Source organism: Planctomycetota bacterium, from assembly GCA_016207825.1.
Classification (GTDB): domain Bacteria; phylum Planctomycetota; class MHYJ01; order JACQXL01; family JACQZI01; genus JACQZI01.
Window position 1 is genome coordinate 20,396 of sequence record JACQZI010000011.1, and the last position, 24,116, is coordinate 44,511.

General features: G+C 46.9%; 20 protein-coding genes. 19 read left to right on the top strand and 1 reads right to left on the bottom strand.

The genetic code is table 11. The features are described from left to right. Positions 1–19 precede the first annotated feature (19 nt). From HY811_05945 to HY811_06000, 12 genes are all read left to right on the top strand, one after another. A complete protein-coding gene (locus HY811_05945; GenBank protein ID MBI4834339.1) occupies positions 20–1,093 on the top strand; it encodes a terpene cyclase/mutase family protein in 1,074 nt (357 codons plus the stop codon). A gap of 270 nt (positions 1,094–1,363) precedes the next feature. Beyond that, positions 1,364–2,212 (top strand): RHS repeat-associated core domain-containing protein, encoded by an 849-nt coding sequence (locus HY811_05950; GenBank protein ID MBI4834340.1) that lies wholly within the window; start codon positions 1,364–1,366, stop codon positions 2,210–2,212. 68 nt (positions 2,213–2,280) lie between these two features. After that, positions 2,281–2,742: a hypothetical protein gene (locus HY811_05955; protein MBI4834341.1), complete on the top strand. Its 462-nt coding sequence runs from the start codon at positions 2,281–2,283 to the stop codon at positions 2,740–2,742. Between the two features lie 15 nt (positions 2,743–2,757). Further along, positions 2,758–3,810 (top strand): tetratricopeptide repeat protein, encoded by a 1,053-nt coding sequence (locus tag HY811_05960; protein MBI4834342.1) that lies wholly within the window; start codon positions 2,758–2,760, stop codon positions 3,808–3,810. A 1,269-nt stretch (positions 3,811–5,079) separates the two neighbouring features. Then, on the top strand, positions 5,080–5,874 hold the full coding sequence (locus HY811_05965; protein MBI4834343.1) for a hypothetical protein: 795 nt from the start codon (positions 5,080–5,082) through the stop codon (positions 5,872–5,874). Between the two features lie 266 nt (positions 5,875–6,140). After that, a complete protein-coding gene (locus HY811_05970; GenBank protein MBI4834344.1) occupies positions 6,141–7,097 on the top strand; it encodes a methionyl-tRNA formyltransferase in 957 nt (318 codons plus the stop codon). Then, on the top strand, positions 7,084–7,539 hold the full coding sequence (locus HY811_05975; protein ID MBI4834345.1) for a DUF116 domain-containing protein: 456 nt from the start codon (positions 7,084–7,086) through the stop codon (positions 7,537–7,539). Before HY811_05970 ends, HY811_05975 begins: the two co-directional genes overlap by 14 nt. Positions 7,540–7,652: 113 nt before the next feature. Next, on the top strand, positions 7,653–7,802 hold the full coding sequence (locus tag HY811_05980; GenBank protein MBI4834346.1) for a hypothetical protein: 150 nt from the start codon (positions 7,653–7,655) through the stop codon (positions 7,800–7,802). 199 nt (positions 7,803–8,001) lie between these two features. Continuing rightward, complete coding sequence (locus HY811_05985) at positions 8,002–8,904, top strand: polysaccharide deacetylase family protein (GenBank protein ID MBI4834347.1); 903 nt, start codon at positions 8,002–8,004, stop codon at positions 8,902–8,904. Between the two features lie 69 nt (positions 8,905–8,973). Then, positions 8,974–10,929 (top strand): adenylate/guanylate cyclase domain-containing protein, encoded by a 1,956-nt coding sequence (locus HY811_05990; protein ID MBI4834348.1) that lies wholly within the window; start codon positions 8,974–8,976, stop codon positions 10,927–10,929. A gap of 13 nt (positions 10,930–10,942) precedes the next feature. Then, positions 10,943–11,443 carry a hypothetical protein gene (locus tag HY811_05995; protein ID MBI4834349.1) on the top strand — a complete coding sequence of 167 codons (501 nt, stop codon included), beginning with the start codon at positions 10,943–10,945 and terminating at the stop codon, positions 11,441–11,443. 131 nt (positions 11,444–11,574) lie between these two features. Beyond that, positions 11,575–12,456, top strand: a complete 882-nt coding sequence (locus HY811_06000) for a M48 family metalloprotease (protein MBI4834350.1) — start codon at positions 11,575–11,577, stop codon at positions 12,454–12,456. A 75-nt stretch (positions 12,457–12,531) separates the two neighbouring features. Here the strand turns inward: HY811_06000 and frr are convergent, their stop codons facing one another. Beyond that, a complete protein-coding gene (gene frr, locus HY811_06005) occupies positions 12,532–13,092 on the bottom strand; it encodes a ribosome recycling factor (GenBank protein MBI4834351.1) in 561 nt (186 codons plus the stop codon). 217 nt (positions 13,093–13,309) lie between these two features. Here frr and HY811_06010 point away from each other — a divergent pair, with 217 nt between their 5' ends. The 7 genes from HY811_06010 to HY811_06040 all read left to right on the top strand — a co-directional run bounded on the left by HY811_06010 (position 13,310) and on the right by HY811_06040 (position 24,115). Then, the gene (locus tag HY811_06010; protein ID MBI4834352.1) at positions 13,310–15,265 is read left to right on the top strand and encodes a sigma 54-interacting transcriptional regulator; all 1,956 of its coding nucleotides are present in this window, start codon (positions 13,310–13,312) and stop codon (positions 15,263–15,265) included. 243 nt (positions 15,266–15,508) lie between these two features. Beyond that, positions 15,509–17,530 carry a hypothetical protein gene (locus tag HY811_06015; GenBank protein ID MBI4834353.1) on the top strand — a complete coding sequence of 674 codons (2,022 nt, stop codon included), beginning with the start codon at positions 15,509–15,511 and terminating at the stop codon, positions 17,528–17,530. Positions 17,531–17,629: 99 nt separating this feature from the next. Then, positions 17,630–18,433, top strand: coding sequence for a hypothetical protein (locus tag HY811_06020; protein ID MBI4834354.1), 804 nt, complete (start codon positions 17,630–17,632; stop codon positions 18,431–18,433). A gap of 439 nt (positions 18,434–18,872) precedes the next feature. After that, complete coding sequence (locus HY811_06025) at positions 18,873–19,550, top strand: hypothetical protein (protein MBI4834355.1); 678 nt, start codon at positions 18,873–18,875, stop codon at positions 19,548–19,550. A 648-nt stretch (positions 19,551–20,198) separates the two neighbouring features. Continuing rightward, the gene (gene queC, locus HY811_06030) at positions 20,199–20,864 is read left to right on the top strand and encodes a 7-cyano-7-deazaguanine synthase QueC (protein ID MBI4834356.1); all 666 of its coding nucleotides are present in this window, start codon (positions 20,199–20,201) and stop codon (positions 20,862–20,864) included. 89 nt (positions 20,865–20,953) lie between these two features. Next, complete coding sequence (locus HY811_06035) at positions 20,954–21,811, top strand: aminotransferase class IV family protein (protein ID MBI4834357.1); 858 nt, start codon at positions 20,954–20,956, stop codon at positions 21,809–21,811. Positions 21,812–22,012: 201 nt separating this feature from the next. Then, on the top strand, positions 22,013–24,115 hold the full coding sequence (locus tag HY811_06040; protein MBI4834358.1) for an FHA domain-containing protein: 2,103 nt from the start codon (positions 22,013–22,015) through the stop codon (positions 24,113–24,115). Position 24,116: the final 1 nt, after the last annotated feature.

Below are 24,116 nucleotides of genomic sequence, written 5' to 3' on the forward strand. Positions count from 1 at the left end.
AATTAGTATACTTTAAGTTATGGATACGCCTTTCAAATACGCAGCTATATTCGTATTATTAGTAATTGTCTTGGGGTCCACTGCTGCCTTCCTGATGAGCGAAGAGAAAAGCGATGCGCCGGACGACTCCGGCGATTCATTCGACCTGAACTCACGCATAAGCATCGCCGTTGACAAGGGATTAAAGTTCCTTGCTTCCAGGCAATCCAAAACAGGGCTGCTGGGCTCACAGTATCAGGTATTTGTGACCAGCGTTGCCGGATTGGCTTTCCTGGCCAGCGGAAATCTCCCCGGCGAAGGCAAATACGGCACTAATATTCATGCCGCCCGCCGTTATATCGTCAATTCGACCACCAAAGTCGGTTACGTCTGCGAAGACGAAAGAAGCGGCGGCGCTTCCCGCATGCACGGGCATGGCTTTGCCACCTGGTTCCTAGCCGAGCTTTACGGAACCAGCCGCCAGAGCGGGATAGAGGTGGAAGAAGAAGTTAAAACTATTCTCAAAAAAGCTATTGATGTCATTGAATCCAGCCAGAGCAACGAAGGCGGCTGGTATTATACCCCGCAAAAAGGCGGTGATGAAGGAAGCATTACGGTCTGCATCGTCCAGGCATTGCGCGCCGCGCGCAATATCGGCTTAAATGTAAACAAACAGGTCATAGACCGCGGTGTCGATTACCTTAAAAAAAGCGCAAATCCTGACGGCAGTTTTAAATACTCCTTAGGCAGCGGCGGAGGCGGAACATTTCCGTTGGCCTCCGGGGGCGTTTCTTCCTTATGCCTATACGGGCTATATGATGCACCCGAAACCCTGAAAGGGCTGGAATACATGATGAAGCATAAACCGGGTACCCCAAATAACTGGAGCTCTTATCCATACTACTCTAATTTTTACGCCACGCTGGCGATGTTCCTGGCAGGCGAAAAATACTGGAATGAATGGTTCCCCCTGGAAGCCAAAATGCTCCTGGAAAAACAAGAAGAAAACGGCTCATGGCCCAATGGCGAAGGCGGCTCTCCGGAGTATTCCACCGCCCTTGCCTGCCTGACATTGCAGATACCCTTGCAATATTTGCCACTCTTTCATAAATAAATCTTCTCGACCCAACCGTATGCCTGCCCGCCGAAGTCTAACGCAGATGGGCCTGCCCGTCCGGTCAGGCGAATTTGTGGTAAAGCTCCGTCCCGACGTTATCCTGCCTTAAAAAGTGTCAAATATGTCCCTTGCCCCTTTTGTGCTTTTGTGAGTAAAAAATCATACTTATTCCGAAATTTATCTTGACAAATAATCCTTATTAGATATATTGGTTATACTACCTAATAGGTTAAGATGATTTTGATTTATAAAAGAAAGGAATAATGTATGAAACAATCCAAATTACTCGGCATAGCCTTAAGTATAATAGTATTAATCGGAGTGGTATCATCCTTTGTGTTTGCCCGTCAGTATGACCCAAGAACCGGACGTTTTAACCGGCGCGACCCAATTGAATATGACGGTGGGGTGAATTTATATACCTATGTTGAAAATAATCCGGTTAATTATACAGACCCTTATGGGAAATGGAAATTCGAGGTAAAGGGAGAACAGGTTGTAGCTATTTCAACAAAAGGCGATGTTAATAGCTTGATGATGCTAGCAATATTGTTAAACAAATCTCTTACCCCCGAAGATATGGCTAGAGATTCTTTGAATGCTGAGTATGAAATTGGAAGTGAGATCGTTGTTTGTTGCGATGTCTGTTCTCTGCTGCCTAAAATGAAAGAAATGTCGGAATGGCTATCTTATATGAAAGGGCTCTATCAAAAAATGGACGCTTTAGGGGCGGACGAAAAACCGAAAACTGCTGATGATGTAGACAAAAAAATAGACGAATGGGTTAAGAAAGGAAAAAATATAGATGCGGCGAAAGCAGGAACTTCCCGAACAGAAGGTAGCGTGCGTTTAGGCGAAGTATATGTTCAACCATATGATAATCCGCTTATCGTTCAGATGCAACGTGAACACGAAGAGTATCATTTAAGGCCAAATTGGGATTTTATAATTGAAGTGGTAAAAAAGACAGGTGCGAAAAAAGCTGAACTAGATAATCCCACGTTTCTGCGCGATTACCATATTATGGATGAAATTGAAACATATGAGACCTCAATTAAATATACTAATGAACTAATAAATAAAATCGAAGATATTTGTTTGAAGAAAAACAAATAATTGTAAAAAATGGTTTTATAATCTATATGACGCTGATGCAATCCATATGGTTTAATCTAAGCAATTAAATGATGAAAAATAGGGATGTCATTATCTTAGTTATAGTGTTGTTTCTAATAAATAGCAGTATTTCCTGTTATAAAAAACAAACAATTATCGACAAAAATATAAGCATTATTAGCAACGATTCCTATTCGGAAAAGGAAAAAACTGAAAAGTTAAAAGAGTTGTATTATTCATCTGCTGAACTTGATGTGAAACAATTAACATCGCTTTTTACCGTATTTATAAATAATCCTAATACCATGCCATGCTCCTTAATTCCATTAGTTTTATATTCGGCAAGAAAAACAAGCTGTTTTGATGCTTTCGTTAAATCTCTTTCTAAAGAGCATCGTGATAGGCTGTTTGATTCTTTCGACTCTGTTGATAAAATTTACGAGCGCCACACGAAACCAGGTGGTTCTCCATGGCTTCTTCCGCCTAATAATTCAGAAATGTCCAAGGAGAATAAAGACTCAAAAGATTAATGGCTCAAAAGCATAATGGCGATAAATAATACGGTAAAACAACCCAATCCTTCCGCTAAACCCAAACGTTTCTTAAGAGTTACTTTCGGCATCCTTTTTATTATAATTCTCATTACCGCACTCATATTCTTTGCTTTTCCCGCATCCGCCCAATCCGAACTGGATAAGATGCTTGCCGGGCCGGATAACGAGATAGACCTCGCCCGCGCCGCCTTGCTCGTTGCACAGGAAGTTTATCCTAATATAGACATTGACTCTTATATTAAACGTATTGACGGCATGGCTGATAAAGTTCGCTATATCATAATGGCGGGCAGGGGTAATGCCTTTGACCCCGACTATCGGATAAGAGCCATAAACACCCTTTTCTTTTATGAAGAAAAATATGAATACGATACGGCGGATTTCTTCGGGAGGCAAGTTTCTAATTGTTTTCTAAATGGCATCATGGATACCAAAAAAGGCGCCTGCTTCACTATGCCCTTGTTATACCTTTGCTTGACTGACAGATTGGGATTCCCGATTTATGGCGTTAATATTCCCGACCATTTTACCATTAGATATGACGATGGCAAATATCGCACTAATATTGAAACCACCTGCAAGGGAGGCGTAGCCGGCGATGATGCCTATATAGATATTTGTTATATAACGGACAAAGAAATTAAATCCGGGGCTTTTCTGAGAAATCTATCTAAAAAAGAAGTTGTTTCAAATATGATTGAATCGCGAGGGAATTATTACTTAAGGGCAGAAGATTATGAAAGGGCTATCAGGGATTTAGAAAAGGTAGTTAAGATAAATCCGACTAACGCCGAGGCGTTTCTTAATCTTTCAAATATTTATAAGAACCATAAGAAAGACTTAAAAATCAGCGACCAATATTTCGCCAAAGCTCAATCGTTAGGGTATAATTTTGGCCGGCGAAAAACTGATTACGACTTAAAATATATTGAAAGTGTTATACAAATAGCCAAAGAACAAGGCATCGACACCAAAGAAATAGAGGCGGCTCGTGATAAAGAAGCAAAACGATTAGCCGAGTTAAAAAGGCGTACTGGGAGGTGACAAAAGCAAACGAGGAATACAGAAAAAAGCAGGAGAAACTGTTTAATCCACAACCGCCTGCACCGCAAAATCCTTTTCCGCAGACGCCGATTCCGCCTAACCCAAATCCTAATAAATAGTCTTACCCTAATTGCGGGAAAAGACATTCATCAATCCATCGGTGCCACAGTGCGATAGCCTCCCCTCTCGGGACGTCTGCTGACTACCTTTAGGACACCGCGTTTTGCAAGCCGCTATTTATAAGGGATACAAACCATCATTTTTGGAAAATGCCGTTTTTAAAACCGTATCCCCCCACCTGACGGCGTAATCCGACCGTACAAATGGCGTAACCTGACCCAACTGGCGGCGTGCACCCACCGTGCAAACGGCGTAATCTTACCGTAACAATTATGTATACCAACCCTAACAATCACGTAATCTTACCCTAACGAGGGCGTATCCCGACCGTACGAAGGGTGTATCCCGACCGTAGCAAGGGCGTAAACCGACCGCCGCAACGGTGTGTAACAACTCTAACAATAGCGTATCCTGACCGCACAAAGGGCATAATCCGACCGTGCAATCGGCGTATCCCGACCCTACAAAGGATGTTTATATAGGGTAGATAGGGGGTGTAGTGGTCCCGGAGCCAAAAAATCTTTCCAACCCCTTTTAAACCAAGAGGATACAAATTATGATTAGTCATAACCCCTGCCAAATTCGGACTTAGGTATTTTCGGCTTGATATGCAATTCCTTATCTTCTTGATTATAAAGGAGTTGGGAATTATGACCGCAATAATGGTTAGAATTATCGTATATAGCATCCTATTGTAACCAGTCAAACGGCAATTGTAACAATTCGTTTAGGAAAACCAAAATCCCGCAAAAAATCCGAAAAATATTTTTGGCTGTAACATCTTGAATTACCACTTGTTATAACCATTTTCGTTAAAGCTTTCGGGAAAACTCCGTTTTCAATTGTAACCGTTACCATATAAAGGGTGGAAGACGATAAAAGAAAACAAGATAAGCTGATACAGGAATTTGTGGATAAGAAAAATCGCAACTATTTTCATATGATTCCGAGATTTTCCCTAAAAAGGGTAGGGGGTCAGGCCAATTAATATTAGAGGGATAGGTCGGTTTCCGGGCGGACCTTCCGGTTCTTCTTCAGTTAGTCCTTCAGTCCCGATGAATATCGGGACGGCTAACAGTAAGTCTCTTCAGGTAATAAACCCGCCTGAAAGAGACGAGTAAACAAAGCGGTTTAGAAAGGAGAAAGCGTATGTCAACCATAGTTAGCCATGTGATTTTCATGGTCGGTTTGCCGCTTGAAACGCCGGAACGCATCGGGGAGAACTGGCTGGAAGGCTTGAAGGGCAATGCCCTCAAGCTCTACCAGAATCTCCTGGCGCGGATACCGGATAGTTTCAAGTTTCAGGAGCGTATGGCGGCTCCGGCTAACCAGGGCTTTGCCGAGATGATTGACCCGTCGTTTGTTTCCCGTACCGGGAACAAAAAGTCCCACATCGTGGACAGCCACGGGAAAAACCTCAGCGAGGCTTACCAGAAGTTCGTCCGCGGCCTTAACTACGCCTTTGAAACCGTTGACGGCGTCCAAGCCAAACGGTTCAAAGAGAAAGTGGAAAAGGCAAAGGAGAGTTTCCTGGAAGGGTTAGCCCGGCGCGCGCTCCTCTTTGGCGGAACCAAAGTGGAAGGCCGCGGCCCGGCGCCATTAGCCAGCCTTTGGCTGGTTAACCAGCGCGGGGTTTCGGGTATGCTGCGTGAAGGCGACCAGGTCCTGCAGGGCGGTCCTTACCGGATTTGCCAGATACAGGACAGGTCGACTTTCAAAGCGGCGCTTACCCAGCGGCTCATCCAGGCGGGAATCAGGATTATCAAATCCAACTTTTCCGCATCGGTTATCGCCGAAGAGAACAACCAGAACAACCAGACGGTGCAAAAGTTCATAGACCCTTCATTGGGAATGGAATCTTTCGCCACCGGCGGCGCTTCACGTTTGGATTTCATCCTCGTGAACGACCAGTTGTCTCTGGAAGTGCAGGCGAGCAGGGTGTAACCCAAGGGTTAGGGGAAGGAGGTCCCGGCTCCTCCCCCCCTCTTTTTTATTTATCCGCTTTGTCATAAATAAATTATTTCCTTCTGATAATTCATTTTCTTTTGGTATAGGACCATCGTCCTAACCACTGCCCCGCTCTGCTTCGCTCCGCGGGACTATAGGGAGTCCCTGCCCCGAAAGTATTCGGGGACAGGGGAAAATCATATTAAAGTTATCAAGAAGCGATTTTCTTGCTATAAAAATCTTACTTTATTATAATTATTGCCATGCAAATACTTTTCGCCGGAACAGCGCCTTTTGCCGTGCCGATCCTGGAAAAACTGATTGTCAGTAAAAACCACGTGATACTCGGCGTGGTCACCCAGCCGGACCGCTGCCAGGGACGAGGATTGAATATCATACCTTCCCCGGTAAAAAAATTAATCTCAAAATATCATTACCCTGTCTACCAGCCTGAAGACATAAACGATGCCTCTTTTACCCAGACTTTAAGAAAGCTAAACCCGGAAGCGGTTATCCTGGCGGCTTACGGGCAGAAGATATCCAACACGCTTCTTAACATTCCTCCTTATGGATGGATCAATATCCACCCGTCACTTTTACCCAAATACCGGGGAGCCGCACCGGTTGCCCATGCCGTCTTAAACAGTGAAACGCTGACCGGTGTTACCATCATGAAAATGGTCTCTAAAATGGATGCCGGACCGATAATGGCCCAGCAATCGCTCATGGTAAAACCTGAAGAAACCACGGCCGAACTGGAGCAACGCCTGGCCGGGTTAGGCGGTGAACTGCTACTCAACACCCTTGCCAAACTGGAAAAGGGCGAAATAGAAACCAAGTCGCAGTTTGAAGAAGGAGTAACGCTCGCTCCGTGCATGACCAAAAAAGAAGGCCTTATCAACTGGGCACAATCGGCATTTAAAGTTTATAACCATATCCGCGCCATGCAACCATGGCCCGGTGCATATACATTTTACCAACGCCCCGGCCATAAATCCATCCAGGTAAACCTTATCCGGGCAAGCCTGGGGCTGAAAGAAAGCTTTAACGAACCGCCCGGCACGATTATCGCCGCCACCAAAGCACGGCTTCTGGTAAACACCTCGGATGGGGCGATACATATTGAAGAATTGAAACCGGCCGGAAAAAACGCCATGTCCGCCTCGGATTTTATCAACGGTTACCGCGTCAAGAAAGGAGATTTCTTTGGGAATCACTGACCCCTTGTTTATCGGATTGAACCGGCTCCGCCTGAACAAGCTAAAGAAAAAGAAAGTCGCCCCGGAAAAGCTCCTCATCCTTTTCTCCTACTGCCTGCAGAATTCGGAATGCCCGCAGAAAATCGTGGCGAGCCTTTCCAACTGCAAACGATGCGGCAAATGCACGGTGAAAAACATCCTTGAATTGGGGGAAAAATACCGCGTCCGCTGTGTCGTGGCAAGCGGAGGGGGAATGGCCCTGGAAAAAGTAAAGGCCTCCGGCGCCCAGGTTATTATCGCCATCGCCTGCGAAAAAGAACTGAAGCTGGGCATCAAAGGCGTCTTCCCCAAGCCGGTCGAAGCCATTCCCAACAAGCGCCCCAAAGGGCCCTGCAAAGATTGCGAAGTAGACCCGGAAAAAATAGAATTGGCCCTGTGCTCACTTTGCAAGCAGGAAGAATAAACTAATCGCAAGATTTTATTTGACATCCGATTGATATTCTTCTACATTCTATAGCCTATTAGAGATATATAGTTTTTATGTCCCGATAACCATCGGGATGAAAGGAGCATAATATGGCGGATGATAAAGGCTATTGCGTGAAATGCAAGGCAAAGAAAACCATCGAGGGCGCTAAAGTGGTCACCATGAAGAACAAAAGGAAAGCCATGAAAGGCAAATGCCCCACTTGCGGAACCGGCATGTTCAGAATCATGGGCAAATAAGACAGGATTGCCGCAGTTTGCTAAACAGTAATTTAAGCTCCGGGGTTTTTACCGTTCGGGCAGAAGCCCCGGAGCTTTTCCCAATAATCACACAATCAGTTTTTACCCTTTTCTCTCCCTGCCTATTTTGCCGAAATAAGATAATACCGGCTAAAAATATCCATTGTCTTAACCGGATATAAATGGTATAGTATTTATTATGAGCCCAGCCAAGAAACCGAAGAAGCTTTGGAGGATAATCGTCGCCGTTTTATTAGGCTTATTGCTGATTGCCTCGGCAACGGCGAATTATTCGCTCTATACTATCAACCAACGCCTCGCGGCACAAAACGAAGACGCCAAATCGCTTGCCCGAAAGCTCCAGCTGGAAATTATGCAGCTTAAGGAACAAATCAAACAGCTGGAACAGGCACGCAACCCAAATGCCGCCAAACCAAATGCAGTGGTTTTCACCTTTGACGACGGCCCATACCGCAGTTACAGCCCTGATAATTCAACCGAACATACGGAAATTATCCTGGATATCCTTAAGAAAAACAATATCAAGGCAACTTTCTTCGTCCTGGGATGCCAGTTTGATGAAGAACAGGTCGGCAGCGGGGGAACACTTGAACGCTATAAAAAATGGGTTAAACGCGTGGTTGACGAAGGGCACACCTTAAGCATCCACGATTACAACCATATCCCCTACTGGAAACAATCCAGGGAAGAACTGGAAAAGTCGTTTAAATTTACTTCGGGCAAAATACGGGAGTTTACCGGCGTCTCCCCTTCAAAGTATGTGCGCTCGCCGGGCGGCAGTATTTCCGAAGAGGCTCAAGCCTATCTCAAGCAAAAGGGTCTCCGGCATGTCTATTGGAATATTGAGGCAGAGCCTTTAAACCTGAAGACAAGCGGCGGGTTCCTTGACCACGTAAAGAACGAAATCGCCCAGGGACAGCGCGGGATAATCCTGATGCACGACCGGAACGCCTCCGGATACCTCGCGGATTTAATCAAGTATCTCAATTCCAAAAATATTAAGATTATCTCCCTTGCCGAGTGGGATAGAAAATACGCCCTGCCCAAAACACCCTACAAAAACCAGGTCGTCCGGTTTTAGCCCTTTAGCGCATCTTCACGCTTCATTAATTACTTGAATTCAGGCGTAAAATCCTTATATTATAACGGAATGCGCATAAGGATTAAGAAAGTCTTTATCGGGCTGGCTATCGGTTTAATCTCCGCCATTCTGGCGAAAGTCCTTTTTACCGCAATTCCTTTCCTTTCCGGGACAGAAATCTTAACTCTTGATTACCGTTTTAAACTCTTTGCCGAACCTTCTAGTGCCGCCAAGGATATCGTCATCATCGCGATTGACCAATTAAGCCTGGATTACATGGAAGACCGGGGTGAGGAACAGGACCCTGTTTTCTGGCCGTGGAACAGGGCAGTTTACGCGGCGGCCGTGGATTACCTAAGCCGGGGGAAACCCAAAGCGATCATATTTGATATCACCTTGAAACGGACGGATGAAGAAGGGGACGATCTCTTTGCCAAGAGCATCAAAAACGCCGGCAATGTCTACTGCCCCATGGTCTTCACACAGGAAAAAAACCAGGACTATGCCAAAACGATAAGTCCCCAATCCAAGGAGTTACTGCTTAATAAGTTCTCGATTGACGTGCCAAATAACACCCGCCTCCAAACACCCATTTATAATATGGCGCATCCGCCTAATGAAATACTGCTGCCAAGCCCCAAACGGCTGGGCTCGGTAAACATAGATAAGGATAAAGACGGAGTATTAAGAAAAATCCCTTTGCTTTTCAGTTATGAAAATAATCTTTTCCCCTCATTATCCCTTGCCGTGGCGCTGGACATGCTCACATCAACGGGAATTTTCATATCCGATAACAACGAACTTTCTTTTTCACCCGCACATAAGTTTCCCCTGACACCGCAGGGCGAAATGTATATCTGGTGGCGCGGCCCGGCAAAAAGCTATTCGTATATCTCTTTCCGCACGATTTATGCCAATTGGTATGACACGCTTCAAAAGAAATCTTTCGAAAGCAAGTTTATCCCTGAATATTTCAAGGATAAAATCGTCTTTATCGGCTCGACTGCCCCATCCCACGGGGATTTGCATTCCGTACCGACGGATAATATCTACCCGGGCGTGGAAGCGCAGGCAACCGTGCTCGATAACCTTCTTTCCGGGCAATCCCTCCGTCCCGCAACCAATACGGTTAACTGGATTATCACCCTGCTTTTATGCGCCCTGTGCGGTTTTGTCATGTTTGCTTTTCCCTCATTCCTGGGGGGAGTTATCTCTGTGGCGGTTGCCGGCATCGTTTTTATTGTTATTAATTTATCCCTTTTCGCCGGGTCTCATTACTGGCTCGATATGGCTTCTCCCATGGCAGGTCTTTGCCTAACCTTTACCGGTGCGACCGTCGTTTATTACTTTAGCGAAGGAAAGGAAAAACGGCGCATCAAGACGACCTTTTCCAAATATGTCTCGCCAGATGTGGTGGATGAAATCCTGCGTGATTACAAGGGAATAAAAGCGGATACCGGCCAGCGCAAGGGAATGACCATCCTCTTTTCCGATATCCGCGGTTTTACCAATATGTCCGAATCCATCCCGCCTGAACAGGTCGTCAGCCTGTTAAACGAATACCTGACCCTGATGGTCGAGGTGATATTCCGCCACGGCGGGACTCTTGACAAATACATCGGGGATGGTATAATGGCTTTCTTCGGCGCGCCGAAAGAGCAGGTAAACCATGCCAGGCTCGCCGTTCTGACCGCCGTGGAAATGGTCCGGGAATCCCGGCGCCTGGAGGTAAAATGGAAAGCGGAAGGGAAGCCCAACCTGAATATCGGAATCGGGATAAATACGGGCGACGCCGTGGTCGGCAATATCGGCTCGGAAAAACGGCTGGATTATACGGTCATAGGCGATAACGTCAACCTGGCGGCGCGGCTGGAACCCTTGAATAAAGAATACAAAACTAATATCGTCATAAGCGAATCCACTGCCCGGATGTTGGGCGATGAGTTTAAACTTAAAGAACTGGGCACGGTCAATATCCGCGGCAAGGAAAAACCGATAAAGATTTACGAGGTGATTATAAATTAGAAAGGAACATCATATGAAAAAGATTCTCATTCTCTGCGGCATTCCGGCGTTTCTCCTTTCCTTATGCCTGATGAATTTAAGCTTTGCCGAAACCGAACTCGTCTATGTAACCAAAACCAAGGCCGACCTGAAAGAAGGCCCGGGAGAGCTCGAATACAAAACCGTGGCAAAGCTGAAACAGCGCGATATGCTGGAGGTTCTGGAAACCAAGGATGATTGGCTGAAAGTAAAAGACCTTAAATCCGGCAAGACCGGTTGGATTTACAAGGATAAAGTAAGCGCGGAAAAGCCCGAAGTAAAGAAAACCGAAAGCGCCTTGGGCAAAATCGCCCGTGACGGCGATGCCTCGGAAACGGCCAATACCACGGCCGCCGCCGGGATACGGCCCTTCGACCAAAAAAACTACCAGGGGCTCTCGGGCGATTTCAAATCGGTCGAGCAAATGGAAATGTGGCGCAAAGGTATCATGGACGGCGAAGTGATTGAGTTTATGAAACAGGGGAAATTGAGATAAAACTATTTAATAAGATTGCCACGCTCTCGTTGGTCGCTCGCAATGACGTCATTGCGAGGAACGAATAGAATGAGCGACGAAGTAATCTTACCGCCATGAGAAATTAGATGCGTTAAATAAGGAGTTATGATATGAAAAGATTGATTTTGCTAAGCGCTTTTCTTGCCCTGCTTTTTGGATGCACCGCCCTGCAAAAGGCATTAAAGGCCAAAGGGCTGGATAAGCAGGCCGCCGGAGTGGGCGTTATCCAGAATGTGGTCGCGGTCGCCACCCCTTTCAGCATTGATGAAGAGGTGGAAATCGGGCGCGCCATGGCCGCGCGGATGATTGCGCTTTCCGGCGGGATTTATCCGGATGAAAAACTGAACCATTACCTCAACCTGGTGGGGAGAACCGCGGCGCTGACCGTCGGCAGGGAGGATTTGCCTGCCGATATGTACCAGTTCGCCGTTTTAAACAGCGAAGAAATAAACGCCTTTGCCGTACCGGGCGGCTATGTCTTTATTACCTTCGGCTCCTTAAAAATAATCCGCTCGGAAGCGGAACTGGCCGCGGTGCTGGCGCACGAAATCGCCCACGTGGATAAGCGTCACCTTTTGGATGCGATAAAGGCCGGCTATAAAATGGACCTCCTGTCCGATGCCGCCACGCTCTTGCAAAAAGGCGACAACGAAGGATTGAATAAAGTTCTCTCTTCCACTTCGGATTTCGGGGTGGGCACACTCCTGAAAAACGGATTATCGCGCGAATGCGAGGCGGAGGCAGACCATCAGGCGGTAAAGTTCCTGGTCAATACCGGATATCCTTCCGGGGTATTGGTCGATTTCCTCGGGAAGATTAATGAGAAGACCGCCCAAAATGATGCCGGGACTAAACAGCTTTCCGCCACGCATCCGGATATGGCGTCGAGGATTAAGGCAATCAATGATTTTATCGCACAAAAGCAATTTAACCCGGATGCCGGACAGCTTGATGCGGAACGCTTTAACGAGTACGCTAAAGGAATAAAGTAAAATCTCACCACAGAGTTCACAGAGAAGGTGTTATAATTTACTCTGTGTTCTCAGTGGTAAATATCTTTTTGGCAATTAGACTTCCATTATCTCCTTAGTCTTCTTTTCCAGCAGTGTATCCACCTCTTTTTCGTATTTCTCGGTCAGTTTCTGCATTTCGTCTTTGACCTTGAATTTTTCATCCTCGGAGATGGTCTTGGCTTTTTCCTCGTCTTCCGCCATCTTAAGCGCGTCGCGCCGGATATTGCGGACGGAGACCTTATTGCGTTCGGCGGTTTCCTTGACCATTTTGCTCAATTGCTTGCGGCGCTCTTCGCTCAGGTGCGGAACGGCTAGGCGGACGAGTTTGCCATCGCTCTGGGGCGTGATGCCGAGTTCCGATTTTAGGATGGCTTTTTCTATATCGCCGATACAGGACATGTCAAATGGCTTAATGACCAGGAGACGCGGTTCCGGCACGCTGATGGTGGCAAGCTGTTTTAGGGGTGTTTGGGTGCCGTAATATTCCACGCGGATATTATCAACCAATGCCGGTGAAGCGCGTCCGGTCCGGATACCCTTGATTTCTTCGGCCATTACCTGGATAGTCTTCTGCATCCTCTGTTCGCTCTGCTGCATGATAACTTGATACGGCATATATGGTCTCCTTCGTTACGGTTTATTATGTAATCTATTTTTTCAGCTTAATTAGTGTGCAAAATATTTTTTATCTCTGTCTAATTATATAAAATACCCTGGCAAAGTCAATCTTTAGGGTAGTTCTATCTTTATCGCTTATAAAACTAATATTCGTCTTGACAACCGCCCCTTCTTTTTGTATAAATGGAACCATCTTGTAGTGAGAAACCGAACTATGCCAAAACGCCAATCGCTATCCGGTTATCTGGAACAAATCAAATTCGCCCTGGACAAACAGGATTGGACCAAAGCAAAACGTTTGGGGGAGATGGCTGTCCGGAAACTTCCTCTCTTCTCCTGTTCACCGGACGAAAAGTTTTTGTTATATTACCGATTAGGCTATGCTTACTCCTCTTTATCCGAGTTTTCCGTGTCCTTGGATTTTTTTTACAAAGCCCATTCCATTTCTTCCAAGCATCGCATTAAACCGGTTCTTATTGCGGCTAATTCTTCTCAGATCGCGCTTAACCTCGTTAGGTTAAAGCTTGTCAATAAGGCATTGGAATGGTTTCAGAAAACGTTACAATACTACCAAGCATACGGGTATGAAACGCCGCCAATGAACAAATTAAGTTATATCAGCGCCCTTACCAGTATGGCATATTGTTATTCCTACGAAAATAACCTAAGGCAGGTAGAGGAGATTATTGAAGAAAAACTTTCCCCGCATCTCCCGCAGATGCCCGGCTTAAATTTGATGGATTATTATCATCTTAAAGGTGAATACCTGATGGCGGTAAAAAAGTATGCCGATGCGCGGGAGGCTTTCAATGAATCTATAAAAACAAGCGGACAAATTGATTTTCCCCGCGGGATTCTTCAGGCAAAAATCCACCTCGCCCAGATTGAACTCATAGAAGGACAGGTGCAATCTGCCTGCTGGATTTTGGAGGACAACCTAAAGATTGCCCGCCGTCTTAAACTCAGTGATCTCGTTTGCGAATTGGGGCTTTTCTTAAGTAAATGTTATCATCTTCTTAATCTTCCGGAAAAGGCATCCGGCATAGAGAACCGCATTAAAAAAATCTTGAATAAACTGGATACTTCATGGCTTTATGAAAAGACCCGCGAGTTTGAGCGATTCTTCCGCCAATTACACGCTTCTGATATTCCACAAGTCCTAACCAGGGCCATAAATCAACGGTATGAGAAATCCTCTTATACAAAGACTATTATCGGCAACTCGACGGCAATGAGAGAAAACTGGCAATTAATAGAAAAAATCGCCCCGACGGATTTGCCGATTCTAATCCAAGGGGAAACCGGCACCGGCAAGGAACTCATTGCTCATGCTATCCACCAAAACAGCCTGCGTCTAAACAAAACCTATTTCCCATTTAACTGCGGAGCGATTCCGGAGACACTTATTGAAAGCCATCTTTTCGGGCATACCAGAGGCGCTTTTACTGATGCCAAAGAAGATAAGAAAGGTTGTATCGAATTGGCATCAGGCGGCACGCTTTTCGTCGATGAAATTTCCAGTATGTCCCCGTCCATGCAGCAGAAACTCCTGCGGGTAATGGAAGAAAAACTCCTCTGGAAAGTCGGTGCCTCAAAACCCATTCAGATAGATACCCGCTTTATCTTTGCCTCTAATCAGGATATTGAGCAGATGGTCAAAAACAAATTATTCCGTGAAGACCTCTTTTATCGTATCAATACCATTGTTATAAATCTTCCTCCTCTTCGTGACCGCAAGGACGATATTCCGCTACTTATCCAGCATTTCCTGCAAAAATATTCTTCATTCAGCCCCGACGATAGTCGGGACTCCGCTTCGCTCCGCATTCCGCAATCTACACTCGGCATTCTTCAGTCGCATCCCTGGCCCGGCAATGTCCGGGAACTGGAAAACGAGATAAAAAGAATCTGCGCCTTATATCCGAATGCAAAAATTATTACTGAAACCATGCTTTCGGCGCATATTCAATTTCATCATCCTGCTCCCGCCTTGTTGGATAAACCGGCAAAAAATGCCACGGCCAGGGAGTTGTTAGAAGAATATGAAAAAGATATCATCAAAAAATCGTTTATGAAAAATAACGGTAATATCCGCCAGACCGCGCATCAACTGGGTTATGAACGGCGCCAATTTTATCGAAGGTTGAAGCATCTGAACATCCGCACCTGAAAGTGTGGTAAAGCATCAACAAGTGCGTCATTTTGCCTCATTTCTGCCATTAATCTCTCTCTTTAGTGCGGCAATATAAAGCTCCAATCCCTTTATCTACATAGGATTATATAAAATCAACCATTCCGCCGATTTCCCGAAACTTGGCACGCTATTTGCTATACATTAAATACAGATATTAACCGCTAAGCCGCCGAAGGCGAGCCTCGCCAAAGGCGGGGCGCAAAGGAGGATGAAAATTATATGAAAATCAGGAAACTGGCCATTGGGATTTGGTTATTGCCGCCCATTCGGGCGAGCCTCGCCATTGGCGGGGTCATTGTTTGGTCATTGCTCATTGGTCATTGGGATTTTGTCCATGCTGATTCCTGGTCCGAAACCACCTTCACCGCGGGCGCATTTTCTAATACCGTAACTACCACTGGTTCGGCTGAGGTTATTTTAGATATTGACGCCTCTCAGGAAACTTTTTCATTTATCGGCTCAATTAACAAACACTCTTTCTGTCCTCGAACTAACGGCACGCTCTGGACTTGGGGTTATAATGGCTACGGCCAGGTAGGCGACGGGACGACGGCTAATAAGTCCTCCCCGGTCCAGGTAGCCGGGACGACGTGGAAGCAGGTCGCCGGTAGTTTCCATACAGCAGCAATCAAGACAGATGGAACGCTCTGGGCTTGGGGATGGAATTTTTATGGCCAATTAGGCGACGGGACGACGGTTAACAAATCTTCCCCTGTTCAAATAGCCGGGACGACATGGAAGCAGGTTGTTTGCGGAGAAAAACATACCGTAGCCGTCAAGACCGATGGCACACTCTGGGCTTGGGGCTATAATGGAACTGGCCAGTTAGGCGATGGAACGCTGGTCGATAAATCCTCTCCGATTCAAGTTGGTGCCTTGACGACATGGAAACAGGTCGCCTGCGGAAGTCAATACACCGTAGCCGTCCGGACAGACGGCACGCTCTGGGCTTGGGGTTATAATGGCAATGGCCAGTTGGGCGATGGGACAATTACCCAACGCACCTCTCCTGTCCAGATAGCCGGGACGACGTGGAAGCAGGTCGCCTGCGGAAGTCAATACACCGTAGCCGTCCGGACTGACGGCACGCTCTGGGCTTGGGGTTATAATGGCTGTGGCCAATTAGGCGATGGCACAATAACAAAGCGGACTTCACCTGTTCAGATAGCCGGGACGGCATGGAAACAAGTTGCCTGCGGAGAAAATCACACCTTAGCGGTCAAGACCGATGGCACGCTCTGGGCATGGGGGTCTAATAACAATGGCCAATTGGGTGACGGAACAACGGTTAGTAAATATTCACCTGTCCAGATCGGTGCCGCAACCACCTGGAAACAAGTTGCCTGCGGAGAATCTCATACCTTAGCCGTCCAAACCGACGGCAAACTCTGGACGTGGGGGGATAATATTTATGGCCAATTAGGCGACGGAACGACGGTTGATAAGTCTTCGCCTGTCCAGATAGCCGGAACGATATGGAAAGGGGTAGTCCCGGGTCCATATTTTGCCTCCGGCGTTTATACCTCAACCGCCATTGCACCGCTCGCCGTTTCTTACTGGGGAATTCTGACCTATACTAAGACGACTCCGGCCAATACCATTCTAACCGTGGATATCCTTAAGTCATCGGATAACTCTCTTTTAGTCGCGAATTGCCCTTCAGGGACAGACCTTAAAACAGCTTACCCTGCAATATTTACCGGTATTACCGGTATAAAACTTAGAGGGAATTTCTCTACGTCAGATGGAATTAATACTCCAACCTTGTCAGATTGGGGTTTACAATATATCTGTGATACCGTGGTTACCACCACGAACTGGACGGATGTGACTCAGGGAAAAGCAGTTCAGATGGGTCAATCCGTGGCTCAAGTTAAGTTTGATATGGTTGTTTCAGGTACCGGGACAGCCAAATGGAAAAAGTTACGTATTGATAAAGGCGTAGGTGCATACGCTAATATTGCCTGCCCCGATTCTAAAATCGAAGTCCAGGTCTGGATGGAAAATAATAACAACGGTTTCTGGGATGTCGGTGATATCCTTATCTCTAAAGGTAATTTCGCCAACGGCACGTGTTATCTCAATATGAAACGCTGGCAGGTGACGACCACCTCTAAGACCTATTACATCGTGTATAAACTGGCCAATGATATCGGAGGTGGTCAGCGTGCCGGAGTGAAGATAGTGGATAGCAGTTATCTTGAATTCGAAAACGCTACTGCTATCGGTGTTCCGCCGTAATAGATAGCAGGTAGTAGATAGCAGATAGTAGATAGGGTAGATAATCCCTATATTCTACCTGCTACATTCTATCTACTAAAGAAGAGAGGAGTTTGAGATATGACACCGGACATAATTAAGTTCCACATCAAACTGGGGTTTCCCCTGTTTGAGGCGCCTTGGAGGTCGTCTGACCAATGGGCGCAAGTGCTCGGGCTGGTCGCTCCCCAGGTAAATGCGAAACGCAAGCTCGCCGTCCCGACCGAGCAGTCCTTCGCGGATAAAATCGCCGACCCGTCATCCGTCGGTTACCAGGAAATCATCTCCGGCATCACGACCACGCGCAAAGGCAAGACCCAGGCCATGGTTTATAATGCCCAGCGCCAAAAACTAAGGACTGCGTTCACCAACTGGAGCCAGAAACTCGATTTCATGTTCGCGACCGTTGATGGCGTCGAGGCGAAACGTTTTAAAGAAGCAGTTGCCGCGGCAAAGAACCTCTGGGGTGCGGGCGCATCTAAAAGTCTCTTGCGCGCCACCGGCACCCGTTTGGAAGGCATCGGCGCTTCCATTATCGCCGCCTACTGGCTGACCAAACACAAGAAAGCGGTTGGCTCTATCCGGACCGGGACAGACCAGGTCGTCTCCGGTTCTCCCTTTAATATCTGCCAGCCAGGCTTAGCCAATACGCTCGTCTCGGCGCTGACGCAAAACCTGACCTTTGCGCTAATCGTTGCCCAGCAGGCAGAACTTGACCCGGCAATCCTGGCAGTCCTTAATGCCAGGCTTAATATGGTTGCCCAGATGTTTATTGACCCAAGCTTGGGCTTGGTCTCTTTTAGTCCGGGCGGCGGTTCACATTTGGATATCATCAACGACTCTGTATTAGGTGAAATGGTGTCGGTGAAGGTATCACAGGTATGAACTATCCCGACACTGTCGGTGGTCCCGGCTTACGCCGGGATGCCTGAATAATTATAGGCGGTAGAGGCAGGACGCCCATATCTTATATTATTTTTGTAGGGGCGAGTGAGCCAAGTATAGCTTTAAGAGTGGTACCCCCATACTTTGTTGGGTAGTACCCCATACCTTTGAGAAGGGGTGCCCATACTTTGGTAAGCAGTACCCCATAGTTTTGTAAGGGGCGCCCCATATCTTGGTGACTGGTACCCTATACCTTGACAAGTGGTGCCCCATACTCTGATAAGAGGTGCCCTATACCTTGGCGAAGGTTACCCCATAGTTTTACGATGGATACCCTACGGCCTTACGATGAGGGGAGCACGGCTTTATAAAGAATCCCCCACGGCGGGGGGTGTGCCTACCCCCCTACGTTTGACTTTACCAAAATTTCTAATTCCTTATGGGTCAAGATGATACGAACGAAAATGATGCCGGGAAAATATACATCAAAATCCCACTTCCGGCCACAAATGAGGATGGTTTGAAAGGCATGAAAAGATGGGCAAAAAAGGCATATAGAAAAGCACGGCTTCAGGTTAACCAGCGCAAGGCGCAGAAAATTAAGGCAATGATGCCGTTTGAAATGGCCGCTTATGCGGAGCGGAAGGTGTTCGGCAACTGGCGATTGGTGGCGCCATACCGTGATACCGTAGGGGCGATTCATGAATCGCCCCTACAGACAGCCATCCGGGCATTACGGCCTTATATTGTCCCCCGCTCGCCCCCGAAGGGGGCGGCGACCCGTTGGGATGAATTCCGGCGGCAATTCGTTAATCTCCTCAAACTTGCCTTTAACGCGATATGCGATTCTGATTATGACCAGAAGATAGTTGACCAGGTCAACGGCTGGCTGGATGAGTTGCTTAAGCGGTTTGCGGTTGACCCCGCGCATCCGGTCGAGGTGCACTATGTGCTTCGGCCCGAGACTGCGCAAGGTTATAGTTCCCCGGAATTCCTGAAAACAAGAAGCGCTATCTGGGAACGGTTTACCGGCAAGGGGCTTAATTTGGACCAGTTTACCAATCCCACGGCGGCCGGCCGCCAGATGGAGATGGAGTTAGAATGTGTAATAAAATGATGGATATAAAGGACGCCTGAATTACATTATTATGGTAGGAATGAAAGAAAATAAAAATGGACTTGTGATACAAAAAGGGGGAGCTGGGACACTCTTGCCAACCCCAACAAAATCAACATACTACGAATGAATTATTCTTGACATAAAATGCCGCTTTAAATAAGCGGGACAGGCAAAACGTCTTGTTAATCTTATTTTCCGTCGGACCATACCATCCAAATGTTTTAGACGCTCCGGATGTGGGTAGGGAGGGGGGATGGGTAGAGGGGGTGTTTTCATCTGTCCGGTAGGGTGCGAAGTCTTTAGCCGTTCCAAAGTTTATTGGGTTCATATTGATATGATTCTTTCCGCAGTAAATACTTCGGATAATAGATATGTTTAGCATTAATAAAGAATGGGCTAAAACTAAATCGCTTTACTCCGGGCGGCGCTTCTCACTTGGACTTCGTCAAAGCCAACAAGCCCTTTTACAAGGGCGTTCCGCAGTTGTATCTGGAAATCCAGGTTTCACAAGTGTAGCCATCCCGACGTTCGTCGGGACGTCGCTACGCTCCGGGTGTAGCCAATAAATTAGGGGCGGTTCTGAAAGGTTCCGCCCCTTTTTTATTTTCATTGACAGTTACCTAACCATAGATATAATTACAGGTTATGGCGAAAACACATAAAGCGGTTGCCCTGCTTTCCGGAGGACTGGATTCCGCCGTCTCCATAGCCATCGCACTCGCTGAAGAGATTAAAATTCCGCTTGCTCTGACCTTCGATTACGGCCAAAAATCCGCCCCCGCGGAAATCCACTCCAGCCGTAAATTGTGCGCTTTGTGGAAAATACCCCACCGGGCAATCAAGCTGGATTGGTTCAAAGATATCGCCAAAGGCTCTGCCTTAATCAATCCTTCAAAGCCGATTCCTCAGTTAAAGGCATCTGATTTGAATAATTTAACGAAACTAAAACGCACGGCGCAGGCGGTCTGGGCGCCAAACCGCAACGGGCTTTTCATTAATATCGCTGCCACCTTTGCCGAATCATTAAAAGCCGATTATATTATCACCGGTTTTAACCGCGAGGAGGCAGTCACCTTCCCAGATAATTCACCCGGTTTTATTAAAGCAATCAACCGGGCATTAAGCCTGGGGACTATCAATAAAGTTAAAGTGGTTAGTTTTACCATTAATATGGATAAGGCCATGATATACCGTAAAGGATGCGAGCTGGGAATCCCATTGGGTTTTACCTGGAGCTGTTACAAAAACGGTAAGCGCCCCTGCGGGAAATGCGAATCGTGTTTACGGCTCGCTAGAGCGCGCAGTCATTAGTTGTCCCGCTTCTCCCGACAAGGCGGGATACGGGGACGTCGCCATGGCTCCGCTAGTTATCAGTTATTAGTTGTTAGATAGTTAATTTTATGTTTGTCTGGGTTAACGGGCAGTATTTAGAGGAAAACCAGCCGTCCATCCTGGTGACGGACCGGGGATTTTTATACGGATTCGGCCTTTTTGAAAGCATCCGCCTTTATCCCGACCAAAGTCGGGACGGGTTCGGCAAGCCTTTTAGATTAGAAGACCACATCCACCGTATGAATAACTCCGCCAGGAAACTCGGCATCCCGATTGATATTAGCCTGCGCTCATTCAGGGACATCATCGAACGATTGGTAAAACTGAACAACCTCTCCTCAGGCAGGCTGCGGGTAGTCCTGACGGCCGGAACGAAGAGCAAGAAATACCTGCCCACTTACGTCGTCCAGACATTGCCGGTGGAGGATTACACGGATTCCTGGGAGCGGGGCACCAAGATAGGAATCGCCCCTTACCGGAGGAGCACGGAATCCCCCCTTTACCAGCATAAAACGCTCAATTACCTGGAAAACATCCTCTTCCGGGAAGAAGCCCAGCGTAAAAAGATGACCGAACTCATTTTTACCAATACCCGTGACGAGCTGACTGAGGGAACCATCAGCAATATTTTCATCGTCAAGGATGAAGAAGTCTTTACGCCCCCCTTATCCGCGAATATCCTGCCCGGCGTAACGCGCCAGATTATCTGTACTCTATGTAAGGAGCTCGATATAAAAATCCACCGAAAGGCTTTATATGAGGATGCAATCATCAATGCCAATGAAGTTTTTATTACCAATTCGATTATCGAGGTAATGCCCGTATTCAAATGCGATAATTATATCATCGGAGATGGCGAACCGGGCGCGGTTACCAAACAATTGCAGGAAGCCTATAAACAGCTGGTTAACCACAGTTTAAAGTAAATTAATATGGTTCTGTTGAAAACCTATGGTTTAAGCCCTTTTTGTCATTCCCGCCCCGCTTTGACGTTTCCGCGTCGTGCCGCCTCTGGCGGACAATGACAACGAAGAGGAGGAAAAATATAGGGTTTCAACAAAATCAATTAATCTTGATAAAACCAGCGGAAAATTGCATAATAGCAAATTACTGAATTTATTCTTAATATGGCACAGATTATTTTACGGCAGGATAACCGGGACGAGGTTATTGAATTAACCAAGCCAATCTTGAGCGTCGGCCGGACCAAGGATAACGATATCGTTATCCGGGGGGATGCTATTTCCCGGCGCCATTGCGAAATTCGCCAGACCGACGATGGTTATAACGTAATCGACCTGGGAAGCCGCAACGGGACCCACGTTAACGGCGCCAGGGTGACCGAGCAAAAACTCGCGATGGGCGACCGCATTACCATAGGTGATGCGGTTATTATATTCGAAAAAGAACTGCCCAGGCAGGATATGGCTGTGGATAAACAGCTGGTTAAGGCGGATAATTTTATCATCCCGACCAAGGCCAGCCATTTCTTCATCCTTTTATCCGCCGGTATTGCCGTTTTGGTAATCATCGGAATATTCATGTGGCGCACCAACCGGACAAATGAAATCTCACACGAAACCGAAGGGAATCTCCTCAAAGCGACCTCTTCTTTTGAAGGGGGAACCCTGCCCGCTGCCTGGACGATGCCGGTTCAACCGGGTTCAAAAGCGATGGTCACCAGCGAGGCGAAACATATCGGCAATTATTCACTTTTGCTGGAACATGGAAGCGCCCTGGCTCCTTTTATAAACTGCGCTTATGAGAAAATCATCATCCCTAAAAACGCGGCAAGCGTGACCTTTGGCGGGTGGATAAAATCCGACCCGTTCAACAAAAGCGCTTCGGGATTTAAAATGGAGTGGTTCAGGCAAAACGAAACCAAATCTTTTTTGGAATCTTATTCCGATCTGGTCATCCCCAAAGACCGGTGGCAGGAAGCTTCCGTAACCATGCCGGTCCCGCCGGAGGCGGCTTTGATGCAATTATCCTGCCTGGTTGCCGGGCCGGGAGGAAAAATATATTTCGACGACCTGAAACTTGCCGCATCCGAACTGGGAAGCGATAGCGATGTCTTTTTATTCAACAAAAGCACGGATGAGCTGAAAATCACCGGTTATTACAACGGCTCCTGGTCGATGGTCAGGAAAAACTCCGACCTTTTGGCAAGAGACGCCAATCTTTTCATCAAAAGCGAGGCCGGGCTGGGACAGCAAAGTTTTTCCGCCCAAAACACCCCGGCCAAGAAAAATGCCCGGAAAATCTTCTTTCCTGATACCAAAGAATGGCTGGATTATGAATTGGAACTGGGAACTTCTCTTGATGCCTTATCCGTAAGATACTTCATCCCGTTCCAGGCATTATCGCTTAAAATGGACGAGGTCTACTTGAAATTCTATATCCCGACGCAGATAATAAACAATAAAATAAAAATCAGGGGCACGGATTTAAAAGAAGTTTCCTACCGCGAAACAATCAATGAGGAAAGCGTTTCCAGGATAGAACTGCCTACGGGTGACAACATGCTGGTAATAAAATACCCGGTAGCGCTGGATGTATCCATAAAATTGCAGGGCGACGAAATAGAAATAAGCCAGGGTGTTTTCGGCCGGGAAAAGGTAAGCCAATACCGCAGCGCCGGCGTGACGCTGGAAGTAAATTTTGAATGGAAGCCGGTCGAACAGGAATCGCTCCTGGAAATCCAGAAATTACTGGAACAGGCCAAAGAGATAGAGCAAAAAGGGCGGCAGGGGGAGGCCATGGGAATTTACCTGGATATCCTGGCCCAAGCCGAGAAAAAGACACCCGCCTGGAACCAGGCAAATCTTTCTTTAAAAACGATCACGGACGGGGCGGAAAAAGAGCTGCAGGAAATAAAAAACCTGGTTGCCGAAGCCGAAATACTGCCGGAAGCGGAGCTCTTCAATAAAATAACGGAAAAAACAGACAAACTGGTTTCAATGTATAAAAATACCACTTATGCCGAACAGGCGGAGCTTTTACGCGATAAAACAAGAGAGTTGGAAGAAACAGCCCGCCGGGTTTCCGTGCAAAAAGACATCCGCGAATTATTTCCCGTGGCCGAAGGATATTTTAACGAAAAACAATGGACATTGGCCGGAATATTATTGCAAAAAATCATCACCCTTGATGAGGCCAACGTAAACCCGGAAACAAAGAAGGCGAAAGAAATGCTTGAAACGATAGAAAAAGAAGGCAACACCCAGTAAA

Bases quoted from the DNA above. Each gene is read 5' to 3' on its own strand.
- HY811_05960 (MBI4834342.1), top strand. From the start codon at position 2,758: ATGGCGATAAATAATACGGTAAAACAACCCAATCCTTCCGCTAAACCC.
- HY811_05965 (MBI4834343.1), top strand. From the start codon at position 5,080: ATGTCAACCATAGTTAGCCATGTGATTTTCATGGTCGGTTTGCCGCTT.
- HY811_05980 (MBI4834346.1), top strand. From the start codon at position 7,653: ATGGCGGATGATAAAGGCTATTGCGTGAAATGCAAGGCAAAGAAAACC.
- HY811_05970 (MBI4834344.1), top strand. From the start codon at position 6,141: ATGCAAATACTTTTCGCCGGAACAGCGCCTTTTGCCGTGCCGATCCTG.
- HY811_05955 (MBI4834341.1), top strand. From the start codon at position 2,281: ATGATGAAAAATAGGGATGTCATTATCTTAGTTATAGTGTTGTTTCTA.
- frr (MBI4834351.1), bottom strand. From the start codon at position 13,092: ATGCCGTATCAAGTTATCATGCAGCAGAGCGAACAGAGGATGCAGAAG.
- queC (MBI4834356.1), top strand. From the start codon at position 20,199: ATGGCGAAAACACATAAAGCGGTTGCCCTGCTTTCCGGAGGACTGGAT.
- HY811_06035 (MBI4834357.1), top strand. From the start codon at position 20,954: ATGTTTGTCTGGGTTAACGGGCAGTATTTAGAGGAAAACCAGCCGTCC.
- HY811_05990 (MBI4834348.1), top strand. From the start codon at position 8,974: ATGCGCATAAGGATTAAGAAAGTCTTTATCGGGCTGGCTATCGGTTTA.
- HY811_06010 (MBI4834352.1), top strand. From the start codon at position 13,310: ATGCCAAAACGCCAATCGCTATCCGGTTATCTGGAACAAATCAAATTC.
- HY811_06000 (MBI4834350.1), top strand. From the start codon at position 11,575: ATGAAAAGATTGATTTTGCTAAGCGCTTTTCTTGCCCTGCTTTTTGGA.
- HY811_05945 (MBI4834339.1), top strand. From the start codon at position 20: ATGGATACGCCTTTCAAATACGCAGCTATATTCGTATTATTAGTAATT.
- HY811_06040 (MBI4834358.1), top strand. From the start codon at position 22,013: ATGGCACAGATTATTTTACGGCAGGATAACCGGGACGAGGTTATTGAA.
- HY811_05950 (MBI4834340.1), top strand. From the start codon at position 1,364: ATGAAACAATCCAAATTACTCGGCATAGCCTTAAGTATAATAGTATTA.
- HY811_06025 (MBI4834355.1), top strand. From the start codon at position 18,873: ATGGGTCAAGATGATACGAACGAAAATGATGCCGGGAAAATATACATC.
- HY811_05985 (MBI4834347.1), top strand. From the start codon at position 8,002: ATGAGCCCAGCCAAGAAACCGAAGAAGCTTTGGAGGATAATCGTCGCC.
- HY811_06020 (MBI4834354.1), top strand. From the start codon at position 17,630: ATGACACCGGACATAATTAAGTTCCACATCAAACTGGGGTTTCCCCTG.
- HY811_05995 (MBI4834349.1), top strand. From the start codon at position 10,943: ATGAAAAAGATTCTCATTCTCTGCGGCATTCCGGCGTTTCTCCTTTCC.
- HY811_06015 (MBI4834353.1), top strand. From the start codon at position 15,509: ATGAAAATCAGGAAACTGGCCATTGGGATTTGGTTATTGCCGCCCATT.